The sequence below is a fragment of the Cellulomonas sp. SG140 genome (assembly GCF_025770785.1).
GTDB lineage: Bacteria > Actinomycetota > Actinomycetes > Actinomycetales > Cellulomonadaceae > Cellulomonas.
Genome location: NZ_JANZLA010000001.1, coordinates 743078 through 760429, shown reverse-complemented (window position 1 = coordinate 760429; position 17352 = coordinate 743078). Strand labels below are relative to the sequence as shown.

General features: G+C 68.7%; 15 protein-coding genes and 1 pseudogene. 6 read left to right on the top strand and 10 right to left on the bottom strand.

The genetic code is table 11. The features are described from left to right. The first annotated feature begins 201 nt into the window (after positions 1-201). The gene (locus tag N0B34_RS03565; RefSeq protein ID WP_263729856.1) at positions 202-630 is read left to right on the top strand and encodes a hypothetical protein; all 429 of its coding nucleotides are present in this window, start codon (positions 202-204) and stop codon (positions 628-630) included. A 31-nt stretch (positions 631-661) separates the two neighbouring features. Here N0B34_RS03565 and N0B34_RS03560 read toward each other — a convergent pair whose 3' ends face one another. From N0B34_RS03560 to N0B34_RS03540, 5 genes and pseudogenes are all read right to left on the bottom strand, one after another. Then, the gene (locus N0B34_RS03560; RefSeq protein ID WP_263729855.1) at positions 662-928 is read right to left on the bottom strand and encodes a MafI family immunity protein; all 267 of its coding nucleotides are present in this window, start codon (positions 926-928) and stop codon (positions 662-664) included. Between the two features lie 51 nt (positions 929-979). Next, positions 980-1761 (bottom strand): annotated as a pseudogene (locus tag N0B34_RS03555) (IS5 family transposase). 423 nt (positions 1762-2184) lie between these two features. Further along, on the bottom strand, positions 2185-3099 hold the full coding sequence (locus N0B34_RS03550) for a hypothetical protein (protein ID WP_263729854.1): 915 nt from the start codon (positions 3097-3099) through the stop codon (positions 2185-2187). A 20-nt stretch (positions 3100-3119) separates the two neighbouring features. Next, positions 3120-3533: a helix-turn-helix domain-containing protein gene (locus N0B34_RS03545; RefSeq protein ID WP_263729853.1), complete on the bottom strand. Its 414-nt coding sequence runs from the start codon at positions 3531-3533 to the stop codon at positions 3120-3122. A gap of 325 nt (positions 3534-3858) precedes the next feature. Beyond that, positions 3859-4830 carry a hypothetical protein gene (locus N0B34_RS03540; RefSeq protein ID WP_263729852.1) on the bottom strand — a complete coding sequence of 324 codons (972 nt, stop codon included), beginning with the start codon at positions 4828-4830 and terminating at the stop codon, positions 3859-3861. Positions 4831-5139: 309 nt separating this feature from the next. Here N0B34_RS03540 and N0B34_RS03535 point away from each other — a divergent pair, with 309 nt between their 5' ends. After that, on the top strand, positions 5140-6096 hold the full coding sequence (locus tag N0B34_RS03535) for a hypothetical protein (RefSeq protein WP_263729851.1): 957 nt from the start codon (positions 5140-5142) through the stop codon (positions 6094-6096). A 272-nt stretch (positions 6097-6368) separates the two neighbouring features. On the opposite strand, the gene N0B34_RS18085 is transcribed toward N0B34_RS03535, so the two are convergent. Together N0B34_RS18085 and N0B34_RS03530 are read right to left on the bottom strand one after the other, a co-directional pair. Then, entirely contained in the window at positions 6369-6734 is a 366-nt protein-coding gene (locus N0B34_RS18085; protein ID WP_412175690.1) for an SDR family NAD(P)-dependent oxidoreductase, read from the bottom strand. A 274-nt stretch (positions 6735-7008) separates the two neighbouring features. Next, positions 7009-7647, bottom strand: coding sequence for a GNAT family N-acetyltransferase (locus tag N0B34_RS03530; RefSeq protein WP_263729850.1), 639 nt, complete (start codon positions 7645-7647; stop codon positions 7009-7011). Between the two features lie 1563 nt (positions 7648-9210). Here N0B34_RS03530 and N0B34_RS03525 point away from each other — a divergent pair. Both N0B34_RS03525 and N0B34_RS03520 read left to right on the top strand, forming a co-directional pair. Then, positions 9211-9531, top strand: a complete 321-nt coding sequence (locus tag N0B34_RS03525) for a hypothetical protein (RefSeq protein ID WP_263729849.1) — start codon at positions 9211-9213, stop codon at positions 9529-9531. A 273-nt stretch (positions 9532-9804) separates the two neighbouring features. Then, the gene (locus tag N0B34_RS03520; protein WP_263729848.1) at positions 9805-10257 is read left to right on the top strand and encodes a hypothetical protein; all 453 of its coding nucleotides are present in this window, start codon (positions 9805-9807) and stop codon (positions 10255-10257) included. 1057 nt (positions 10258-11314) lie between these two features. Here N0B34_RS03520 and N0B34_RS03515 read toward each other — a convergent pair. Continuing rightward, positions 11315-11809, bottom strand: a complete 495-nt coding sequence (locus N0B34_RS03515; protein ID WP_263729846.1) for a hypothetical protein — start codon at positions 11807-11809, stop codon at positions 11315-11317. Positions 11810-11925: 116 nt separating this feature from the next. Then, positions 11926-14436 carry a LamG-like jellyroll fold domain-containing protein gene (locus N0B34_RS03510; RefSeq protein WP_263729844.1) on the bottom strand — a complete coding sequence of 837 codons (2511 nt, stop codon included), beginning with the start codon at positions 14434-14436 and terminating at the stop codon, positions 11926-11928. A 244-nt stretch (positions 14437-14680) separates the two neighbouring features. Between N0B34_RS03510 and N0B34_RS03505 the strand changes: the two genes are divergently transcribed. Beyond that, the gene (locus tag N0B34_RS03505) at positions 14681-15373 is read left to right on the top strand and encodes a recombinase family protein (RefSeq protein ID WP_263729843.1); all 693 of its coding nucleotides are present in this window, start codon (positions 14681-14683) and stop codon (positions 15371-15373) included. Here N0B34_RS03505 and N0B34_RS03500 read toward each other — a convergent pair. After that, entirely contained in the window at positions 15280-15951 is a 672-nt protein-coding gene (locus N0B34_RS03500; RefSeq protein WP_263729842.1) for a response regulator, read from the bottom strand. The genes N0B34_RS03505 and N0B34_RS03500 overlap by 94 nt on opposite strands. Before the next feature lie 69 nt (positions 15952-16020). Between N0B34_RS03500 and N0B34_RS03495 the strand changes: the two genes are divergently transcribed. Then, positions 16021-17190: a sensor histidine kinase gene (locus N0B34_RS03495; RefSeq protein ID WP_263729841.1), complete on the top strand. Its 1170-nt coding sequence runs from the start codon at positions 16021-16023 to the stop codon at positions 17188-17190. The last annotated feature ends 162 nt before the right edge of the window (positions 17191-17352 follow it).

Genomic DNA, 17352 nt, shown 5'->3' with positions numbered 1-17352 from the left:
GCATCCCCTCGGCCCGATGCAGCCGACGGATCTCCGCCCAATCCTCCAGTGCGATCACCCCTCCAGAGTCCCGGAGGGGTCAGCCCCAATCCGTCGTCAGAGGGTCAGTCTCAACGCGTCGTCGACACGCGTCGCGTCACCTACGAGGGTCTTCTCGTAGCGGCGAACGGTGTGCTCCTTGCCGGGCAGGTCATGCGAACGGTGAACCGGGTGCAGTCAGGCGGCGGTGCGGCCCTCGCGATCCTGATGGGACTTCGCCAACCAACAGATCTAGTCGGCCAGGGCTGGCGGATCGCCGCCGAGCTGAGGCCGCTCCTTGACGCCCAGGTCCGCGTGCTGGCGTGCGGAACGCCCGCTGCGGCGGCCGCAGCAGCGACCGTCGCCGAGTCCGTCTCGACGTACGTGAACACAGCCGTTGCCACGACCACGGGGCAGCGTCTGTTGATGAGCGTCGCACCTTGGTGGCCGCTCAAGTCCCAGGAAGCCGCACTCGAGGAGCGGTTGGCGGACGTCAGTCATGCCATCGGCACGTTCAGAGACCTGATGCGCGAAGAACTCGGTGAAGAACCCTTCCCGCAAGCCGAGATCCCAAGGCGAACGAGCAGAGGCGACCTCCGGCCAGGCCACTAGGGCGTGTCTCCCAACAGCTCGGTGCCAGCCGTCAGTGGATGGATGGGCAGAGTCCCAGCGCATTCGGCACTCGGTCGCCCATCTCCATGCGTGAGTTGTGCGCGAGCAACTCCGCTCGCTCCTCGTCGTGCAGTCCGATCTCGTCTTCGGAGAGGACGTCGGCGATCTGCTCCAGGGCCAAGCCCCACTCGCCGACGTCGACGAACTTGTGAATGAGCGCGGCTTGGTCGGCTGGGAGGCGATCGTCCAGACAGACCAGCATGGCGAAGAGTCGACCGCGCAGCTCCAGAGCGTCCACGAGACGCATGCTCCCATGGAGGCCGAGGCGCCCGGCGCACGTTCTGCCTGATCAGAGTCGGCGCAGCCAGACGACGATGGCGGCCAGGACCGCGCCGGCGCGGTAGATGGCGGCGCGCTTGTCGTAGCGGGTGGCAAGGTCGCACCACTGCTTGAGCAGGTTGGACGATCGTTCGACGACGTTGCGCGGCTTGTATGTCTCGCCGTCGAACTTCGGAGGCCGCCCACCTCGGGCGCCGTGGCGTCGACGGTTGGCCTGTTGGTCGGACGGCTCGGGAATGACGGCCTTGATCCCGCGCCGGCGCAGCATCGCCCGGGTCGCGCGCGACGAGTACGCGTTGTCGCCGAGCACGACTTCCGGCGTCGTCCGAGGACGCCCAACGCCGACATGCGGGACGCGGATGTCGGCCAGGACGAGTTCGAGCGCACGTCCGTCGTGCGACTGGCCCGGGGTCACGACAGCCAGCGGACGACCCCGGCCGTCCACGGCGTGGTGGATCTTGCTGGTCAGCCCACCGCGGGACCGCCCGATGCCGTGACCTGCAGGTTCAGTATCGGAGCGGCGGGGGAGTTCCTTGTGATTCGACGAAGCCCCCTGTGTCCTGCTCGGGGCGGGTCGTGTTCGTCGCGGTGCTGGTGAGCCCGGTTGACCGTGGAGTCCACCGACACCGTCCAGTCGATCGGCCCAGCTACGTCGGCCTCGGCCATCAACTGCGCCAAAGCCCGGTCCCAGGTCCCGTCGTCGGCAAACTTCCTGTGCCGCTTCCAAACCGTCTGCCACGGCCGGAACGGGCGACCCACCTTACCGAAGTTCGAGGGCAGCAACCGCTCCATCCGCGCCCACTACTCGTCCTTCATCACGGTGCCTGCGTTTGGCGTGGCGCGGCCGGCCGGGTGGCTGGTGCCGAGCGGCACGGTCGGCGGCGCCGGTCATCTGGTACGTGATCGACAAAGCGGCCGGCCTTACCGGCCAGACGATGCGCATCCTCGAACATGCACTCGCCGCCGGGTCAACTTCGGCACCAAGGACGTGAACCCCCGCGTGATGCGCGAGTACGACGCGGTGGGTCAACCATCTCTCAGGCGCGCGGGGGCGGCGAACTCCGTCGCCGCTTGTCGAGAGCGATTCCGACGCGGCTGGGTAAGCAGGCCCGACGACCCTGACCGGCACCCCGTAGACGGTCAGCATCGGACATGCGTGTCGCGATCGGCGGCGCGCAACGGCCCGCGGCTATGGGGTGTGCGGGCTACAGCCCTTTACCGAAGAAGCAGTGCGAACTTCACGAACGACTCGGCCGAGACCTTTGCCAGATCGCCCAGGGTCAATCTGAAGACGAAGCCCTCCTGCGGCGCCACGGCGGCGATCCTTTTGTTGATAGCAGTTTCGAGACGCTGCGTTGCCTTAGTGAACTCTTCCTTGACTGCGCCCTCGTCGTCTACAAAGCCCGCGTGGATGAGCAAGGGCCCGGACGTCTGGCCGAAGACGTGAACTACGTGCCCATCAACCTGAGCGAACCACCGCAAGACCGCTCCGACCGCCCGAGCCTCGAACGGTGCGGACTTCCCATGTTGCACGTACCGTGCCGCCAACTTGTTTCGCACTTCATAGCACGGGTTGAGCACGCACCTCACGACGTCGTCCGGAAACGGGATGCGCCCGTGGCGGGCGGCGAGCCACTCCCCGAAAGCCCTTCGGTTCGGACCGGTGAGGGGTCGCTGGGCATGCACGGACGGTGCCGCTAGCGATCCTTTGAGGATGCTTGTCGTCCACGCCAAGTCCACGACGAGGCCCTTGCCCTCGGGCAGACCAGCGAACTTCTCTGCCGGATACGGCCATTTGCGAGCCGAGTAACCGTTACGAACGAGGTCATGCCACTCTCCGAGCTCCACCAACGTCAGCGGGGCAACCACGACTGTCGGTTCGTCAGCGGGTGCGCGCACCGCGTCGCAGTCTTGGGAGATGAGCACGTACCAGCCGGTGTCCGCTCCGAACGTGACCCCCCAAGCATCACCAGCGTCCACGCCGGTAGGCCAGTCAGCCAGCGGTAGGCCAGTCGAGGCGGCAGGCCCAACACCCGCAACGGCGAGCACAAGCCCGGAGATGGCGTCCCCTTGTTGCAGCGGGGACAGCGCGGTCAGTGAAACGGGTGCCGCCGCGGTGCCGAGGATCACCGGACTTTGTGTGGCCGACGTCATCGGTGCAGGACGGCTACCGCGGCGCCCCCGGCGCGGCTGACGGCGTCGCGAAGTTCCGCGAGCCCGTCCGTGACCTCGATAGGGGCGATGCTTGTGCCCCGCTGGTGATGGTGGCCTCGCATCCGAAGGCGGGACATCGTCGCCTCGTCGAACGTGCCGACTCTGTAGGCCGAGAGCTCGTCCGTGATCACGGATGAGCTCGCTGATGTGAGATCAGCGAGGTCGTCCCGGAGCTCGATGGCCGGCGGTGCAAGTACGGCGATCACTTCTTCGACGTTGTAGCGGTACTGGCCGCCCGGTGTCGTGCGGAAGGGGATGCGTCGCTGGCGTGCGTACGCCTGAACGCTAGCCGGTGATACTCCCAGAGCGCGGGCGACCTCGCTCGTCCTGGCGTTGCGAACGGTACCCATCCCGACTTCCTCCGGCTCACGGTTCTCACGGTTAGATTGCCACAGGTCGCCAGCTCTGGCAACCGTCTCTCGTTCACGGTTCTCACGGATCGTACTGCCAGCGGCCGGCTGATCGACGCGCCCCGCACCCTCCGCACCGGTCAGCGAGCCCGTTCGGTCGCGATAAGTAACGCTGGCCCAGGGATGTGCGGCTTCCCGCGCATCCCTGGGCCAGGCTTCGGGGCGCCTTGGTCTGCGCCGACCAGCAAGTCCTGCTCCGGCACGCATGTCATATCCGCCCGCAACGCATGCGCATCGAGGAGCCGAGCGCGTCGCGGGCTGGGACCTACTTGACCCAGGCGATGTAGCCGCCGACGGGACGGGAACTGGCGCGGAGATCGAGTGCGTTCGCCTCGTAGACGCGCAGGTAGTTGAGCGCACTCCCGTCCGGCGACGAGATCGGGCCGCCCAGGATCTGGAACGGCAGCAGGAGTGCACTGTCGTGGAGTGACACCGCGTTCGGTTCAATGACCGCGCTGATCGCGCCGACGAGAAGCGCAGGGGCAAGCGGCGTCCCTGACGTGGTGTAGAACGCCTTCTCCGATGAGATGCCGAACCTCTTCGCGAGCTGCTGAGTCTTGGACCGTCGCGATGCCGTGGCCGCCACCGCAGCGAGAGTCCCCTGCCGGCGGTCCCACCGCAGAGACGACAACTGGAACTCCGCCACGCCGGCCCTCGGGTTCGCCAGGTGGACCGCGCCGAGGATGTTGCGGTAGCCGTCGACTCCGTTGTGCCGGCTCCACTGCGCCCAGCTGACAACCCACCCGGTCGCGCAGGAGATCGCGCCAGCGATGTGACGGGCGTAGATGCCCCCGCGGCGACCATCAGCCCGGACCTGGTCGATCATGCACACCGACGCGTGACCGTCCCAACGCAGGAGGGCCGGGCTCGTCCCGTCCAGCGCGTCCTGTCGGCAGATGATCATGTTGGGTACGACGGCTCGAGTTGCATTGCCGGCCTCTTCGCCCGCGAACAGGACCTGGCGCTCTGAGATGCCCAGTCGTCGCAGGCCTTCTCGGAGGGGCTCTTCGGCCGCGTCCTTCGCCGCCTCGTCGATAGGCTCGGGTGCGGCTCCGGTGTGCCCCTCGGCGTACGACATGAGGAAGTCTTCGAGGGCGTCCTCAGCGTCGGAGAGTCCTCGAGCTAGTTCCTGTTGCACCGCGATGGTCGAAGCCTCGGCGGACTCGACCGCCGTGCGTCGGAGGTCTTCGGCGAAGAGCCTGAGCGTCTCGGTCGAACCTGTAGCGTCGATGGACATGGCCGGGCCTGCCTTCCGTTGGGTCGTGCGGGCAGGCACAGCGTCTCAGCAATCCGGACGAAGCGGACTGGGTGCCGCAGATGTCACCCGAAAGGGGACCCGGACCCGTGCATGCGCCGTGGTGAGATGACACGGCGACCGCGGAGCTGTGGATGTACCGACCATCTGATGGAGGGCGAACCAGTGTCTGCTACAGGTCTTGACGCGGGGACCACCGCCATGCGGTGCCCATGGTGCCGAGCTGCGACGAAGGTCGACCGAACGACACCGGAGCGCGAAGGCGCCGCCGTTCGACGCAGGCGCTACTGCGTGGAAGAACCCCGGCTTCATGTCTTCGAGACCGTCGAAGAGCCAAAGGAAGCGATCGATCGGATGCTTGTGCGCCGCACTGGTGACGGTCGGCTCGCCAAGGGACCGTTCGACCGTGAACGCCTTGAGGAAGACATCTACGTCGGCCTCTTGGCCCAGATGGACAGAGACGAGGTCCGGAAGCTCGCGGGGCTCGTCATCGAAGACCTAGAGCATGCACTCCCTCGCCTGGCCAAGGACCTCGACGAGTCCGAACTGCGCAACAACACGCCATACCGGCACTGCATCCTCGACTCGGACATCCGCGAGGCTGTGGAGGCGCGATTGCGGCGAACAGACCGCATGCAGCACGTCCAGTACGCCCTCAGCACCCTGGGCCGGTCCGACCGTCGCGGGCGTCCCGGGTTCGCTGGTGCGCGGCAAGTGCTCGAATGGATTGGGCACAGCAGCAACTACCCCCGCCTAGCAATCGAACTGCCGCCGGCTGAAGTGCCGGTGGCCAAAGACGTCTGGTGGTCACCCTCCGAGCCGCCTGTCCCTCAGACAGTCGTGAAGAGAGGCACTCGTGCTCGCCAGCCGTTCGACCTCGACAGGTTCTCCCACAGCATCGAGGTGGCACTCGCAGGCCGACCTCGGGCTGAGAGGACGAGCATGCAAGTTGCGCGGTGGATCCTGTGGGGCATCGCTGGACAGCGAGTCGTGTTGACTGAACAACTTGCTTCCGGAGTGCTCGACTGTCTACGCCGCGTTGACGACATTGCATATCTGCGCTGGGCGTCCATAGCGAAGCACATGCGTTCCGTGCGGGAGTTCCGTGACGAAGCGCTGGGCCTTGTGCTCCAACCGTCGCCGCGGCTCGAGTTCACCGCTGACTACATTCGCGCCATCCGGCCCTCGCCGCAGTGGTGGACTGATACCGCCGACGAGGACGCCGTCGATTCCGCTAGTGACCTCTAGCGGCGCGAAACGTTCCGGTGGCGCGTTCGCGCGGCTCAGGGTGCGGTGGCCGACGGTGTGCTGAAGTCTCTCCTCAACCGGGGCTATCTCGCGGTTCCGACGAGCGTCTCGGGTAACGTTCGAGTGCTGCTGTCCCCGGGCCAATGACACGGGCCGCCGGCTAGCTGCGCAACCTCGGGCCGACGGGTCGGAGCACGGGGGACGAGCGGGCGCGGTACACACGGCTCCGCGGCGAACGGCTGCGGCGATGTCGGCGCATCCACCGCGCCGACTTACTGGTTGAGCTCATTGGTGAGCCACCGGATGCGCAGAGGTACGTCCCGGTGAGGAAGCCGGCGTCTTCGGAGGCGAGCAGTGCCACGGCGCCGGCGATGTCGTCCGCGCATGCAATCCGCCCCAACGGTGGGAACGAGGCCAGCGCCGCCTTGACGTGGAGGGACGTGCGCTGTTACGTCGGTCTCTGTCATGCCCCGAGCCACGACGTTGACCCGGATGCCGCTCGGGCTGAGCTCGAGGGCCAAAGACCGCATGAATCCGTCCAGCCCGGACTCGGCGGTGGAGTGGGTGATGTAGCCCACCTGGCGGCATCGAGATAGGGAACTGCTGAATTCAACGATGGCGCCCCGGTTGGCGTCCAACCATGCCCGGCGCGACGGTCTTGCACGCGACAACAGAGGACCGCTGACCGAGCAGTGGCGCTTCGCTTCGGGAAGCCTCGACCGGGGATGGCCACCGCCCCGCGGTTCGGGTCAGCAGTGGCCCCCACGTGCAGGTAGGGGACCCGTAGTGGCACCCGCCGCATCGGTTGACGTCCGTGATCACCGTTGCATTCCCGGTCCGGGCATTCGCAGTCGGCCCGATGGACCATTATGGTGGTAGCGCCTCGGCGCTTGTCGGGCGATGTGCGGTTGATCACGTTCGGATGAACGACGCGCCGGCGGGGTAAGCAAGTCGCTTCCAGAAGTACCTACCGTCGACCGGAGCGCCCGGGTACCAGAAGGTCCGCAATCCGTTGGCGAACTCTTCCGGAACAGACTCGCGCGGTTGACCAATCGTGAAGCCGAGGCGCTTGAACAGCCCCATGCTGGCCGCACCTGACGCGAATCCGGCCACGGTGTGCGCGCCGCGATCACGCAAGTCCGCGCAGACGGCGCGCACAAGCGCCGAAGCGATGCCGCGGCGCCGGTAGTCCGGGGCCACAGCTATGTCATCGAGGTTTGCCACCTGCGCCAGATACGACTGTAGCCAGAGCGAACCCCAGGCAGTGGGCGCATCGGCCTCCTGACGCTGGAGCACGTCACGCGCCTGGCCGTAGTGCGGCCCCGCATGCGCTGCGGCAACCAACCGGTCGTTCTCGAGCACGCCCATCCACGTATCGAGTGGCGCTGAGATGCCGCGGCTCGTCATCCACCGGGAGACCTTCCGTTGCTCGACGAGGTCGCTCTCATACTGCTCGCGAGTGAAGATCGAGACCTCTTGCTCGAACAGGTCTACAGCCAGTTGCTGCTCTCGGGTACTGAGTCGCCGTACCGACCAAGGAACGCTTGCCATACGGGCATCCTCCAACTGCCGGCCGTGCCCCGGGCTAGGTCTTTGGGACTGCGGGCCCAGAGTCCGGCCGGGTGCTGAGGCTCGATCATCATGACGACCAACGGACCACATCCGGAGGCGGAGAACGAATGAGGCTGAGTCTCTTCAGGAACTCGGTGTTCTCGGATCGGTGATCTGGGATCATCTGTGCCGTGAGTTGTGCGAGGGAGTCGCCATTCGTCAACACCAACGCGAGGGTCGGGGTCACACGACGATCGCCGCTGCTTTGGGGTGTCCGCCGACCGGCCGGTGGGTGGACCGGCCGCGGTAATGTGCTGACAGCACCAGGTGCAGACGGCGGCAGGCCGGGGCGACCGCGAAATTCCGCCGACCCCGGGTTCCGCACAGACGGCCCAACACTCAACCTAGCTACCGGCGGAGACCAGCTGCCACTGGACCGTCCGCGACATTTTTCTCCCGGCGAGGGCACTCTGCAGGTCCCGGTACTCCTCTGTGCCCGGCCGGGGCGGCCCGTTCTGCACAGCGTGCGCGGCCGTCAACGAAGGGAACACGCGGCTGATCAGGTGTTTCGACGTGGCGCGGCCATGACATGCGATGACCGGCACGCCCGGGCCGAACAACGCGTTGAGGCTTCCTCTTGCGCCGGGGGTCGCTGCCTTGCAGGCGCCGATCAGCACCAACGAAGGGCAGAAGGGGCCGACCGCTGGTGCGGCGGGTGCGCCTGGTGAGAAGACTTCTGAGCCGCGGCCGAACCAGAATCCCCACGAGCCGTCCGGTTCCCATGCTCCGTGCGTTTCGATATGGAGGAGGTCACCCTCGCCTAGTTGTGACACCCGTAGGGCATCCAGCAGCTCGGCACCGCTTCGTACTGAGACCCGGGGGTGGAGTTGGAGCCCACGGTCCTTCGCCCACGCCTCCCCAGCGATGAGGCTGCGGAGGCACTCGGCCGCACCCTCCGTCACACCAACAGCCACGTATCGGCGCAGTGCAGCGTCTAGGCCTGTCGGCAGACGACAATGGCCCGCAGCTGCCGAGACACGGGGAGGACCTCCGACGGATGTGGCCCCGTCGAACTGGGCGGCGGCAACCCGTTGTGACATGAGGGAACGCAGGTCGGGATGTCGCAGTGATGCGTGCGGTTCGTCGCGCTCTGTGTGGGTCGGTCTGCTCACCAGCGATCCCCCGGGAGTCTGGGTTGAGTCTCGGGGCACACCGGAGCCTCAGGACTGCACGGTGCCTTGCCAGTGGCGTGGACGGCCACGCGGGTCGAGTCGATGCTGACGATTGAAAGCTGGACACACGAGCGCACACCAGTTCGTCGGCGGTTGCTCTCTGGCGCTTGAGCGTGGGGCGTCCGCTCACCTGTATGGCCGAAGACGCCAGTGGAGCTCAAGCCCGCACCTTGGGGTCCTGGCTGTCACCGCGAGTGCGAAGCGGGAGAACGACGGCTCAGTGCCGTGCGCCGGCGGGCCGCGTCACCGACGCAGACGCGCACATGGCACCAGACCAGAAGTACCCTGTGTGGCAGAACACGTACACCCGCATTCACATCCCCCGAAGATATTGAAGCACTCGGACAACGACATCCGAGGTTTCTTCGAGCACACCGACCGGTTCATGGCCCGCAGCGGTATCGAACGGCAGAACGCTGAGGTGAAGCGATTCGACATCGGCAACCTCGACGTGTCAGCAACTCAGACGATGGGCCGAGCCCGCGTCGGGTTCCTCGCCGCAGCCACGGCCGGGATGCAAAGCATGGTGCGAGTAGAGGACGTGGTGGACCGTTACGGTTTGGTGGACAACATGCCGTACACCCCACGGTTGGCCGCGAGGCGCGCAAGGAAGCATCGCATTCAGCGCGCAATGCGGGGCATGAAGCACTGATCGCCCGTCGCTGAATATCTTACGACGCGACGGCGAACGTGACGCGCAGTGAACCCTTGGAGATCAGACAAGCAAAAGGGGCAAAAGGGATTCCGCGCGACACGCCGGGGAGAACGCTAGGACCCGTAACGCCGCAGGCCGCAGCGGCGTAACCCATGCGCCATTCCGAAGAATGCCAATCCCCTGGAGTTCAGACACCAAGCCCCTGGCGCCCACCCGACCGCTCTATCCTGACCAGGTCATCCAACCACTCTCTCTTCTGTTGTGTGGTTGGTGAAGGTCCAGCTTTCGGTTGGTGAAAGCCCCGATTGCCAAAACGGTGTGCTGGCCTGCGCCGACGCCTCGCACCTGAACGACTGGACCGCGTCTGTGGACGGGCTCGCGTCGAGGGTTCGGACCGACGGTGTCACTGCGGTCGCAGGCGACCATCCCTTCCCGGGCCGCCTCGTCAGCCAGGAGTCGGTGACCGGACCCCGGGTCGTCGAGGTGGGCGTCAAACACGGTGTTGGCCAGGTGCGCCTGCCCGAGCTCACCGGAGGTCACGGGTGCGGCGAGCCAGCGGTAGTACGGCTGCCTGGCGAACTTGAGGACCGCGGCGGGCACCCCGTCGGCGGCGAGCTCACTCACGAGCGGGTAGAGCCTTTTCCCGGCAGATTCGCTTGGGACAAGTACGCCACCGCGCGGCGCAGCACTTCGTTCACCTGCCCCAGAAGACGGATGCGGTGATTCGCCTCGCGCAGCTCCGTCGACTCCGACCGGGTCGCGCCTGGACGGTTGCCGTCCGGACATCGGCGTCACGCAGGCAGTTGCGAAGATACGACTCGGCGATCCCGAAGTTGGTGCTGACCTACCCGGGCGGGAATGCGGTCTCCTCTGCCTAGGATAAGACCGGGCAGCTGACCAAGGCCACCGACTGGGCCGGGCGGGACGATCAGTACACGTGGACGGCCGACGGGCAAGGCGGACGTGCGTGGTGACTTCAGCCATCCGGATGGCCTCTGGAGACAGCACTGTCGCGCGATACGGAGCACAACGACGTCACGATGACCTGGTACGCGGTGCCGTTGCGAGCAAGCCGCGACCCGATGGTGTCGCTACAGCTTCACTCGACTGCCGTGCCGCCCGCACCGTGTGCCTGACCACTGAAGAGAGGTCCTGCGGTTCATGACAACGGGACACGACCAGCCTCGGATCCTCGCGGACTGGACGCCGCGAATCGGCCCAGAAGCGGCTGTCGCCTTGCAAAGAGCGATGCACTATCAACACTGGGGTCTCGCATCTGGCGGCGCCTTTGTGCTTGGCGAAGTTTGGTCGCAGATCGTCCGCTCCTCCTTTGGAGTTGCCGCATCGGCCGTCTTCTTCCTGGTGGCGGTTGTCCTTTTTGTTATTCGAGTTCGACTGACGACCGTCGCAACGCGAAGCGCCGGAGCGTACCTTGGGCTAACGCCCTACCAGGCAAAATACGTGCCCCTGCGCTTCCCATCCACATTCGATATGTGGATCTCAAAACGGAACCACCCGGACTTTCCCCGTGTCACACGCTTCAGTTAGCCAAAGTGCACCGGGGTCTTGCGAAGACGGCTCGGCACGGCGTCTCTGCTGGCCCTGGTCGTGCCGGCGCTGCTCGGCGTCCACGCCGGCGTCGGATGCCGCCACCTGACCCAGGGCAGCCGCACGCTGACAGTGCGCCGCCGGTGCGCAGGCGATGCCTGCGGACGCGGTCGGTGCCGCGACCAGGGTGCTCGCGGCGCCCGCGCCCTGTACTTCGGCGCAGGGGCCCCGGTCAGAGTCCGGTCGGCGTGGCTGGTCCGCGAGGCGCCGGAGCACGTCGCCACGCGCGCGCGGCGGGTGTGAAGAGCAGCGCCAGCGTGAGGCCCGCCGCCGCGACGATCCCCGCGCCGATGGCGAGGCTGCTGCCGCTCGCCGTGCCGATCGCGTCCGCGATCTCTCCGGGGATGCCGATGAGGACGACGGCGCCGAGCGGGATGGCCACCGCCCTCACGTCCTGCCCGCGGAGCAGCCGGGCGGTCCCGACGACGGACCATCCCGCCGCCACCAGGAACAGCACGAGGACGGTCGCCGCACCACGATCGGCGACGGCGGCAGCGTGAGCGAGCCCCGCCTTGTGCCCGAACAGGATGTCCGCCGTGATACCTGCCTCGACCAGGAATGCGACGGTGAACAGGCCGGTGAGCACCGCTGCTGCGAGCACGGCCGCGGGAGCGTGGCGCTTCGCCGTCGCGGCGCCGTGGCCGTCGTCGCGCGTCCTGGTCCTCATGCGTCACCCCCCGCTCTGGGGATCGGCCGCCGACGTCCCGGCCTTGAGGACAGCCCGGTCGGCCGGAGGGAGCCGTGGGGTGGCCGGGTCGAGGCGACCCGGCCACCCCACGCACGTCAGACGCGACCCGCGGCGAACAGCTGCGCGACCTCGTCGGACGAGAGCGCCCGGTCGTAGGCCCGCACGTCGTCGACGGTGCCGGTCAGGTAGTCGACGGGGTTGCCGCCGTACCGCCCGCGGCCGACGGTGAAGTCGCCCGTCCCGGCGTCGACCGAGCCGAGCACGTGCGCCACGCCGGCCTGCTGGCCGTCGACGTACAGCGTCAGGGTCGACGCCGCGACGTCCCGGACACCGACCAGGTGGTACCAGCGTCCGACGACGGGGGTGCCCACGCCGGTCGCCAGCGCGCGGGTGCCGGCGAACGAGAACGCCCACAGGTGGTCCGCGCCGGAGTACTGCAGGAAGAAGGCGCTGTTGGTGACGCCGTCCTCGCTGACCACCGTCTGGAACCCGCCGCCCGCGGCCGCGAGCTTGACCCACGCCGACACCGCGTAGTCGGTGCCCTGGGTGGCGATCACCGGGCCGCTGGAGTGCGCGTACCCGTTGCCGGTGAACGTCAGCCCGTCGGCGCTCCAGGCACCGTTGACCACGGTCAGCGGGTGGCTGCCGGAGACGTCGGTGGCGGTGGTGCCGCTGCCGTCGTCGAGCGGCCAGTGCCCGATGCCGTTGAGCCCCGGGGTCCCGGCCGGCGGCTGGGGCGCCGACGACGACGAGCCCGCGGCGATGGTCGCCAGGTTGATCGCCTTCACCGCGCCGGCGTCGACCTTCAGCACCTGGCGGTCGTACGTCCAGAAGCCGTTCTGCTCGCCCTCGACGTCGGTGATCTGCGTGTACACGCTGCCCGACAGGCCCCACGGCGCGTAGTCCTTCAGCACCGTGGTGTTGTCGACGTAGCCCTGGGTGAGGGCGGCCGAGTCCTTGACGGCGCCGTAGGGGTTGACGTCGGCGCCCGGCCAGGCGTGACCGGCGACGGGCAGGGTCAGCCCGCCGTGCTCACCGTCGATCGCCGCACGGTTCGCGTCGGGCGACGGCAGGGCCGGGCCCTGGTACTGGTGCCAGTCGATGATGTTGCCGCTGCCGGGGTCGCCGGCCATGTCGCAGCAGTTCGCGCCGCTGCGCGAGTCGACCAGACGGGTCGGGTCGAGGGACTTGATCTGCGTCGTCAGGTCGGCGGCCGCCTGGATGCTCCACTGGCCCCAGCCCTCGTTGAACGGGATCCAGCCGATCACCGAGGTCTCGCCGCGCAGCTGCGTGACGATGTCGGAGACCTGCGAGCGGAACGTCGCCTTGTCGGCGGTGTTCAGCCGCGGCGTGCTGCCGGCCGGCATGGACGGTGCGTCCTGCCACACCATCATCCCGAGGCGGTCGGCCCAGTAGTACCAGCGGGCCGGCTCCACCTTGATGTGCTTGCGGATGGTGTTGAAGCCCAGGTCCTTGGTGTGCTGGATGTCGGACTTCAGCGCCGCGTCCGTCGGGGCGGTGTAGATGCCGTCCGGCCAGAAGCCCTGGTCGAGCGTGGCCAGCAGGTACTGCTGCTTGCCGTTGAGGGTGATGCGCTGCTTGCCGTTGAGGTTCGCGACGGCGATGGTGCGCAGGCCCGCGTAGCTCTCCACCTGGTCCGCACGGCCGGCGCCCGTGAGGGTCGCGGTGAACGTGTAGAGGAACGGGTCGTCCGGCGTCCACAGGTGCGGATGGTCGATGCCGATGTGCAGCGGCTGACCGGCCGGGCGCTCGGCGCTGCCGACCTGCTGCCCGTCGGCGAAGGCGGTGACCCGCAGCCGGGCGTCGGCCGCGTCGCCGAGGGTCGTGGCGCTGACGTCGAAGCCCGTCAGGTCGGCGGTCGGCGTGGCGGTCAGGGCGGAGATGCTCGTCGTCGAGACCGGCTCCATCCACACCGTCTGCCAGATGCCCGACGACGCGGTATAGAAGATGCCGCCTGGCGTCAGGCTCTGCTTGCCGACCGGGATGTTCTCGCTGTTCGCCGGGGCGTGCACCGCCACCAGGATCTCCTGCGGACCCTTGGCGACCAGCGCGTCGGTGATGTCCGCCGTGAACGCCGTGTACCCGCCGGTGTGGTGGGCCACCTCGCGCCCGTTGACGTACACCGTCGCCTCGTAGTCGACGGCGCCGAAGTTCAGGTGGATGCGCTGGTCACCGTGCTTCCACGGGTCGGGGACGGTGACGGTCCGGCGGTACACCATGTAGTCCGAGTGCGACTGGATGCCGGACAGGGCGGACTCGATCGGGTAGGGCACCAGGATCTGCTTGGCCAGGTCGGTGCCGAACGGCAGCGGGCTGAACCCGTCCCACGGCTGGTACTGCCACAGGCCGTTGAGGTTGGCCCACTCGGGAGCCGCGGCGCTCGGGCGGGCGAGCTCTGGACGGGGGTAGTCGGGCAGCGCGTTGGTCGGCGAGACGTCGGCCGTCCAGGGCGTGCTCAGCGGTGGCGTCCCCTTGGTCCACGCCGCCGTCGAGGCGACGGTCGTGGCGGCGGATGCGGTGGTGGTGGTGCCGGTCGCGGCGTCTGCGGTCGCGGCCGGGAGCGTGAGGGTCAAGACTGCGGCCAACGCCAGGAGCGCACCGGGTGCGCGCCGTGGTCTGGGTACGTGCATGTGGCCCAACCTCCTTGTTGAACCGAGGGCGCTGCCCCCGGGCGGTCCTCCCCGGACCGCCATCGGACAGTGTTCCGAAAACCTGTCCATAAGTCGAGGGTTCGCCCGTCTCCGCACGGTCGGCGGTAGTACGCTCGCCGCGTCCGCCAGGCGGTCCACCGCCGCGCCGTCCGAAGTGCCGTCCGAAGGGCCCCGGGTCATGACCACCGTCGGCTACGTCTGGGTGGGCCCGCTGGAGCACAACGCCGACTACCAGCGGGCGCTGCTGCTCGAGCGCGGGGCGCAGCGGCTGTTCGAGGACGTCAGCGCCCACACGTCCACCCAGATGCGCGAGCACCTGACCGATGCGCTCGACGAGCTGCACGCCGGCGACACCCTGCTCGTGTGGCGCCTCGACCGGCTGGGTGCGACCACCTCCGCCGTCATCTCCCTGCTCGACCTGCTCGGCCGACGACAGGTAGGCGTGGTCAGCGTCGCGGACAAGCTCGACACCACCGGTCCCGACGGTGCTGCGCTGCTGCGCTTCGTCGCGGCGTTCACCGACCTGGACCGCCGGCTGCACCGGGAGCGGACGATCGTCGGCGTCTACGCCGCACGCTCCCGTGGCCGGGTCGGCGGCCGTCCCCGGGCGCTGTCGGCCACCAACGTCGAGCGCGTGCTCATGCTGCGCGACCAGGGCGCGACGGTGCGGGAGATCGCCGAGTCGCTCGGCACGTCCCGCGCCACGGTCTACCGGGTGATCCAGGACGCCGACCGCGGCGGCGCCGAGGCCCAGGACGACGACCCTGCGCCTGCGCCTCAGCCCAGTGGGCCGGTCTCCTCGATCAGCCGCAGCGCCGCGCTGACCCGCGGGTTCCGCTCGGGGTCGGAGTCGATCCCGAGCGTGCCGTAGATGGCGTTCACGTGGTTCTGCACCGACTTCTCGGTGATGCCCAGCCGCTCGCCGATGCCGGAGTTGCTCAGTCCCTGGGCCAGCAGCTGCAGCACCTCGAACTGCCGGTCAGTCAGTGCCGCCACCGCCGACCCGCGTCGCGGCCGCATCTTCGCCAGCAGCGCCGGGTCCAGCACGGTCTCGCCGCGTGCTGCGGCGTGCAGCGCCCCGACCAGGGCCTCCACGGTGGTCGCCGACGTCTTGGACAGGTAGCCCCAGCCCACCGCCACGTCGGCCGGCAGGTCCAGCAGCAGGTCCATCGCGTCGTGCGCGGACAGCAGCAGGATGCCGAGCGACGGCTGGCCGCGGCGCAGCTGCACCCCGAGCGCGATGCCGTTGCCGTCCGGCAGGTCGATGTCCAGCACCACCACGTCCGCCAGGCCGGGGGTGATCACGTTCCGGGCCGCGGCGACGCTCCCGACGCTGGCCACCACCTGCAGCCCCGGCTGCTCGCCGAGGGTCCGCTCGAGCATCGAGCGGAAGAGTGGCTGGTCCTCGACCACGGCGACGCGCAGCGCGGCGGGGGATTGGTTCGGCATCGCTGCTCAGTATCGTCTGTGCCGACCGGATGCTGTGGCGCAACGTCGCACCGGCCGACGAGAGCTGAGGTGAGCGTGCCCGCCCAGAGCGCGCCGGACGGCGGTTCGGACCCCGCGGACGAGGCGTCGGACTGGCGCACCCTCTGGGTGACCACCGGGGCCGTCGCCTCGATGTTCGCGCTCGGCGCCGTCGCCCAGTCCACCTACATCTTCGCCGCGTTCGTGCCGGGCTGGCAGTTCGTCTCCGTCGTCTCGCGCGTGGTCGTCAACGCCCTGACCGTCCTGGTGCTCATCGGGGTCCTGGCGCTGTGGCGCCAGCCGCACCGGATCACCCGGCTCGGCAAGATGCTCGGGGCGGTGCTCGCCGGGCTGATCGCCGCGCTCACGCGAGTGGCACTGCAGGTGCTGCTGGGGGTGTACCCGGCGTTCGGGCCGAAGACGGTGGCCGCCGAGGCTGTGACGGGCGCGGCGATCGGCGTCGGCTCGGCCGTGCTCGGCACCTGGGTGATGATGTCGCGCCGTCGGCTGCGGGCGGAGGTCCGCGAGCGGGTGCGCACGGCGCACGCGGTCGAGACGGCGGTGCAGGCGCTCGAGGACGAGGAGGTCCGGGTGCGGCGCGAGGTGGCCGACGGGCTGCACTCGTCGATGCAGCAGCGCCTGGTGCTGGTGACCGCCCGACTGGACGGTGCGCTGGCCCGGCTCGCCGCCGCGGGTGCCCCGGCGCAGGACCTCACCACGCTGCGCGAGGTGCGCACCGAGATCGAGAACGTGCGCGAGCAGGACGTGCGGCAGATGAGCCGCCTGCTCTACCCCGACCAGCTGGAGATCGGGATGGTGCCGGCGGTCCGCGCGCTGCTCCGCCGCGTGCCGCCGGCGATCGCGACGCACCTGGAGGTCGACGAGGAGCTGCGCGCGCTCGACGACCCGGCCGCACCGGAGCTCACCCAGGCGGAGCGGCTGCTGGCCGTCCGCGTGGTCGAGGAGGCCGTCAGCAACGCGCTCCGGCACGGCACCCCGACGGAGGTGGACGTGCGGCTCGGCGTGAACCGCACGGGCATCGCGCTGCGGGTGCGGGACGACGGCGGCGGCTTCGACCCGGCGGCGGTGACCCGGTCCGGCACCAAGCGGCTGGCCGAGCGGCTGTCGATCGTGGGCGGCCGGCTCGACGTCAAGGGTGTGCTCGGGGTCGGTACCGAGGTGGTCGCGACGCTCCCCGTGGACGCGCTCCGCGGTCGCTGAGGACGGCCGCACGGGGGTGCGCGAGCCCCGTCGTGGGCCTCACGATCGGCGTGGCAGGGCAGCCGTGGAAAATGGCGCGGATTAGGCCTGCTATAGGCCACCGGAGCGGTTGCCGCGCTCGCCTCTTCACCCGCCGGAGTGAGCCGCTGACCTGCGGCTGGG

Coding starts and splice junctions, on each gene's coding strand:
- N0B34_RS03545 (WP_263729853.1), bottom strand. CDS start 3,533: ATGGGTACCGTTCGCAACGCCAGGACGAGCGAGGTCGCCCGCGCTCTG.
- N0B34_RS03515 (WP_263729846.1), bottom strand. CDS start 11,809: ATGAGGACCAGGACGCGCGACGACGGCCACGGCGCCGCGACGGCGAAG.
- N0B34_RS03540 (WP_263729852.1), bottom strand. CDS start 4,830: ATGTCCATCGACGCTACAGGTTCGACCGAGACGCTCAGGCTCTTCGCC.
- N0B34_RS03530 (WP_263729850.1), bottom strand. CDS start 7,647: ATGGCAAGCGTTCCTTGGTCGGTACGGCGACTCAGTACCCGAGAGCAG.
- N0B34_RS03500 (WP_263729842.1), bottom strand. CDS start 15,951: ATGCCGAACCAATCCCCCGCCGCGCTGCGCGTCGCCGTGGTCGAGGAC.
- N0B34_RS03505 (WP_263729843.1), top strand. CDS start 14,681: ATGACCACCGTCGGCTACGTCTGGGTGGGCCCGCTGGAGCACAACGCC.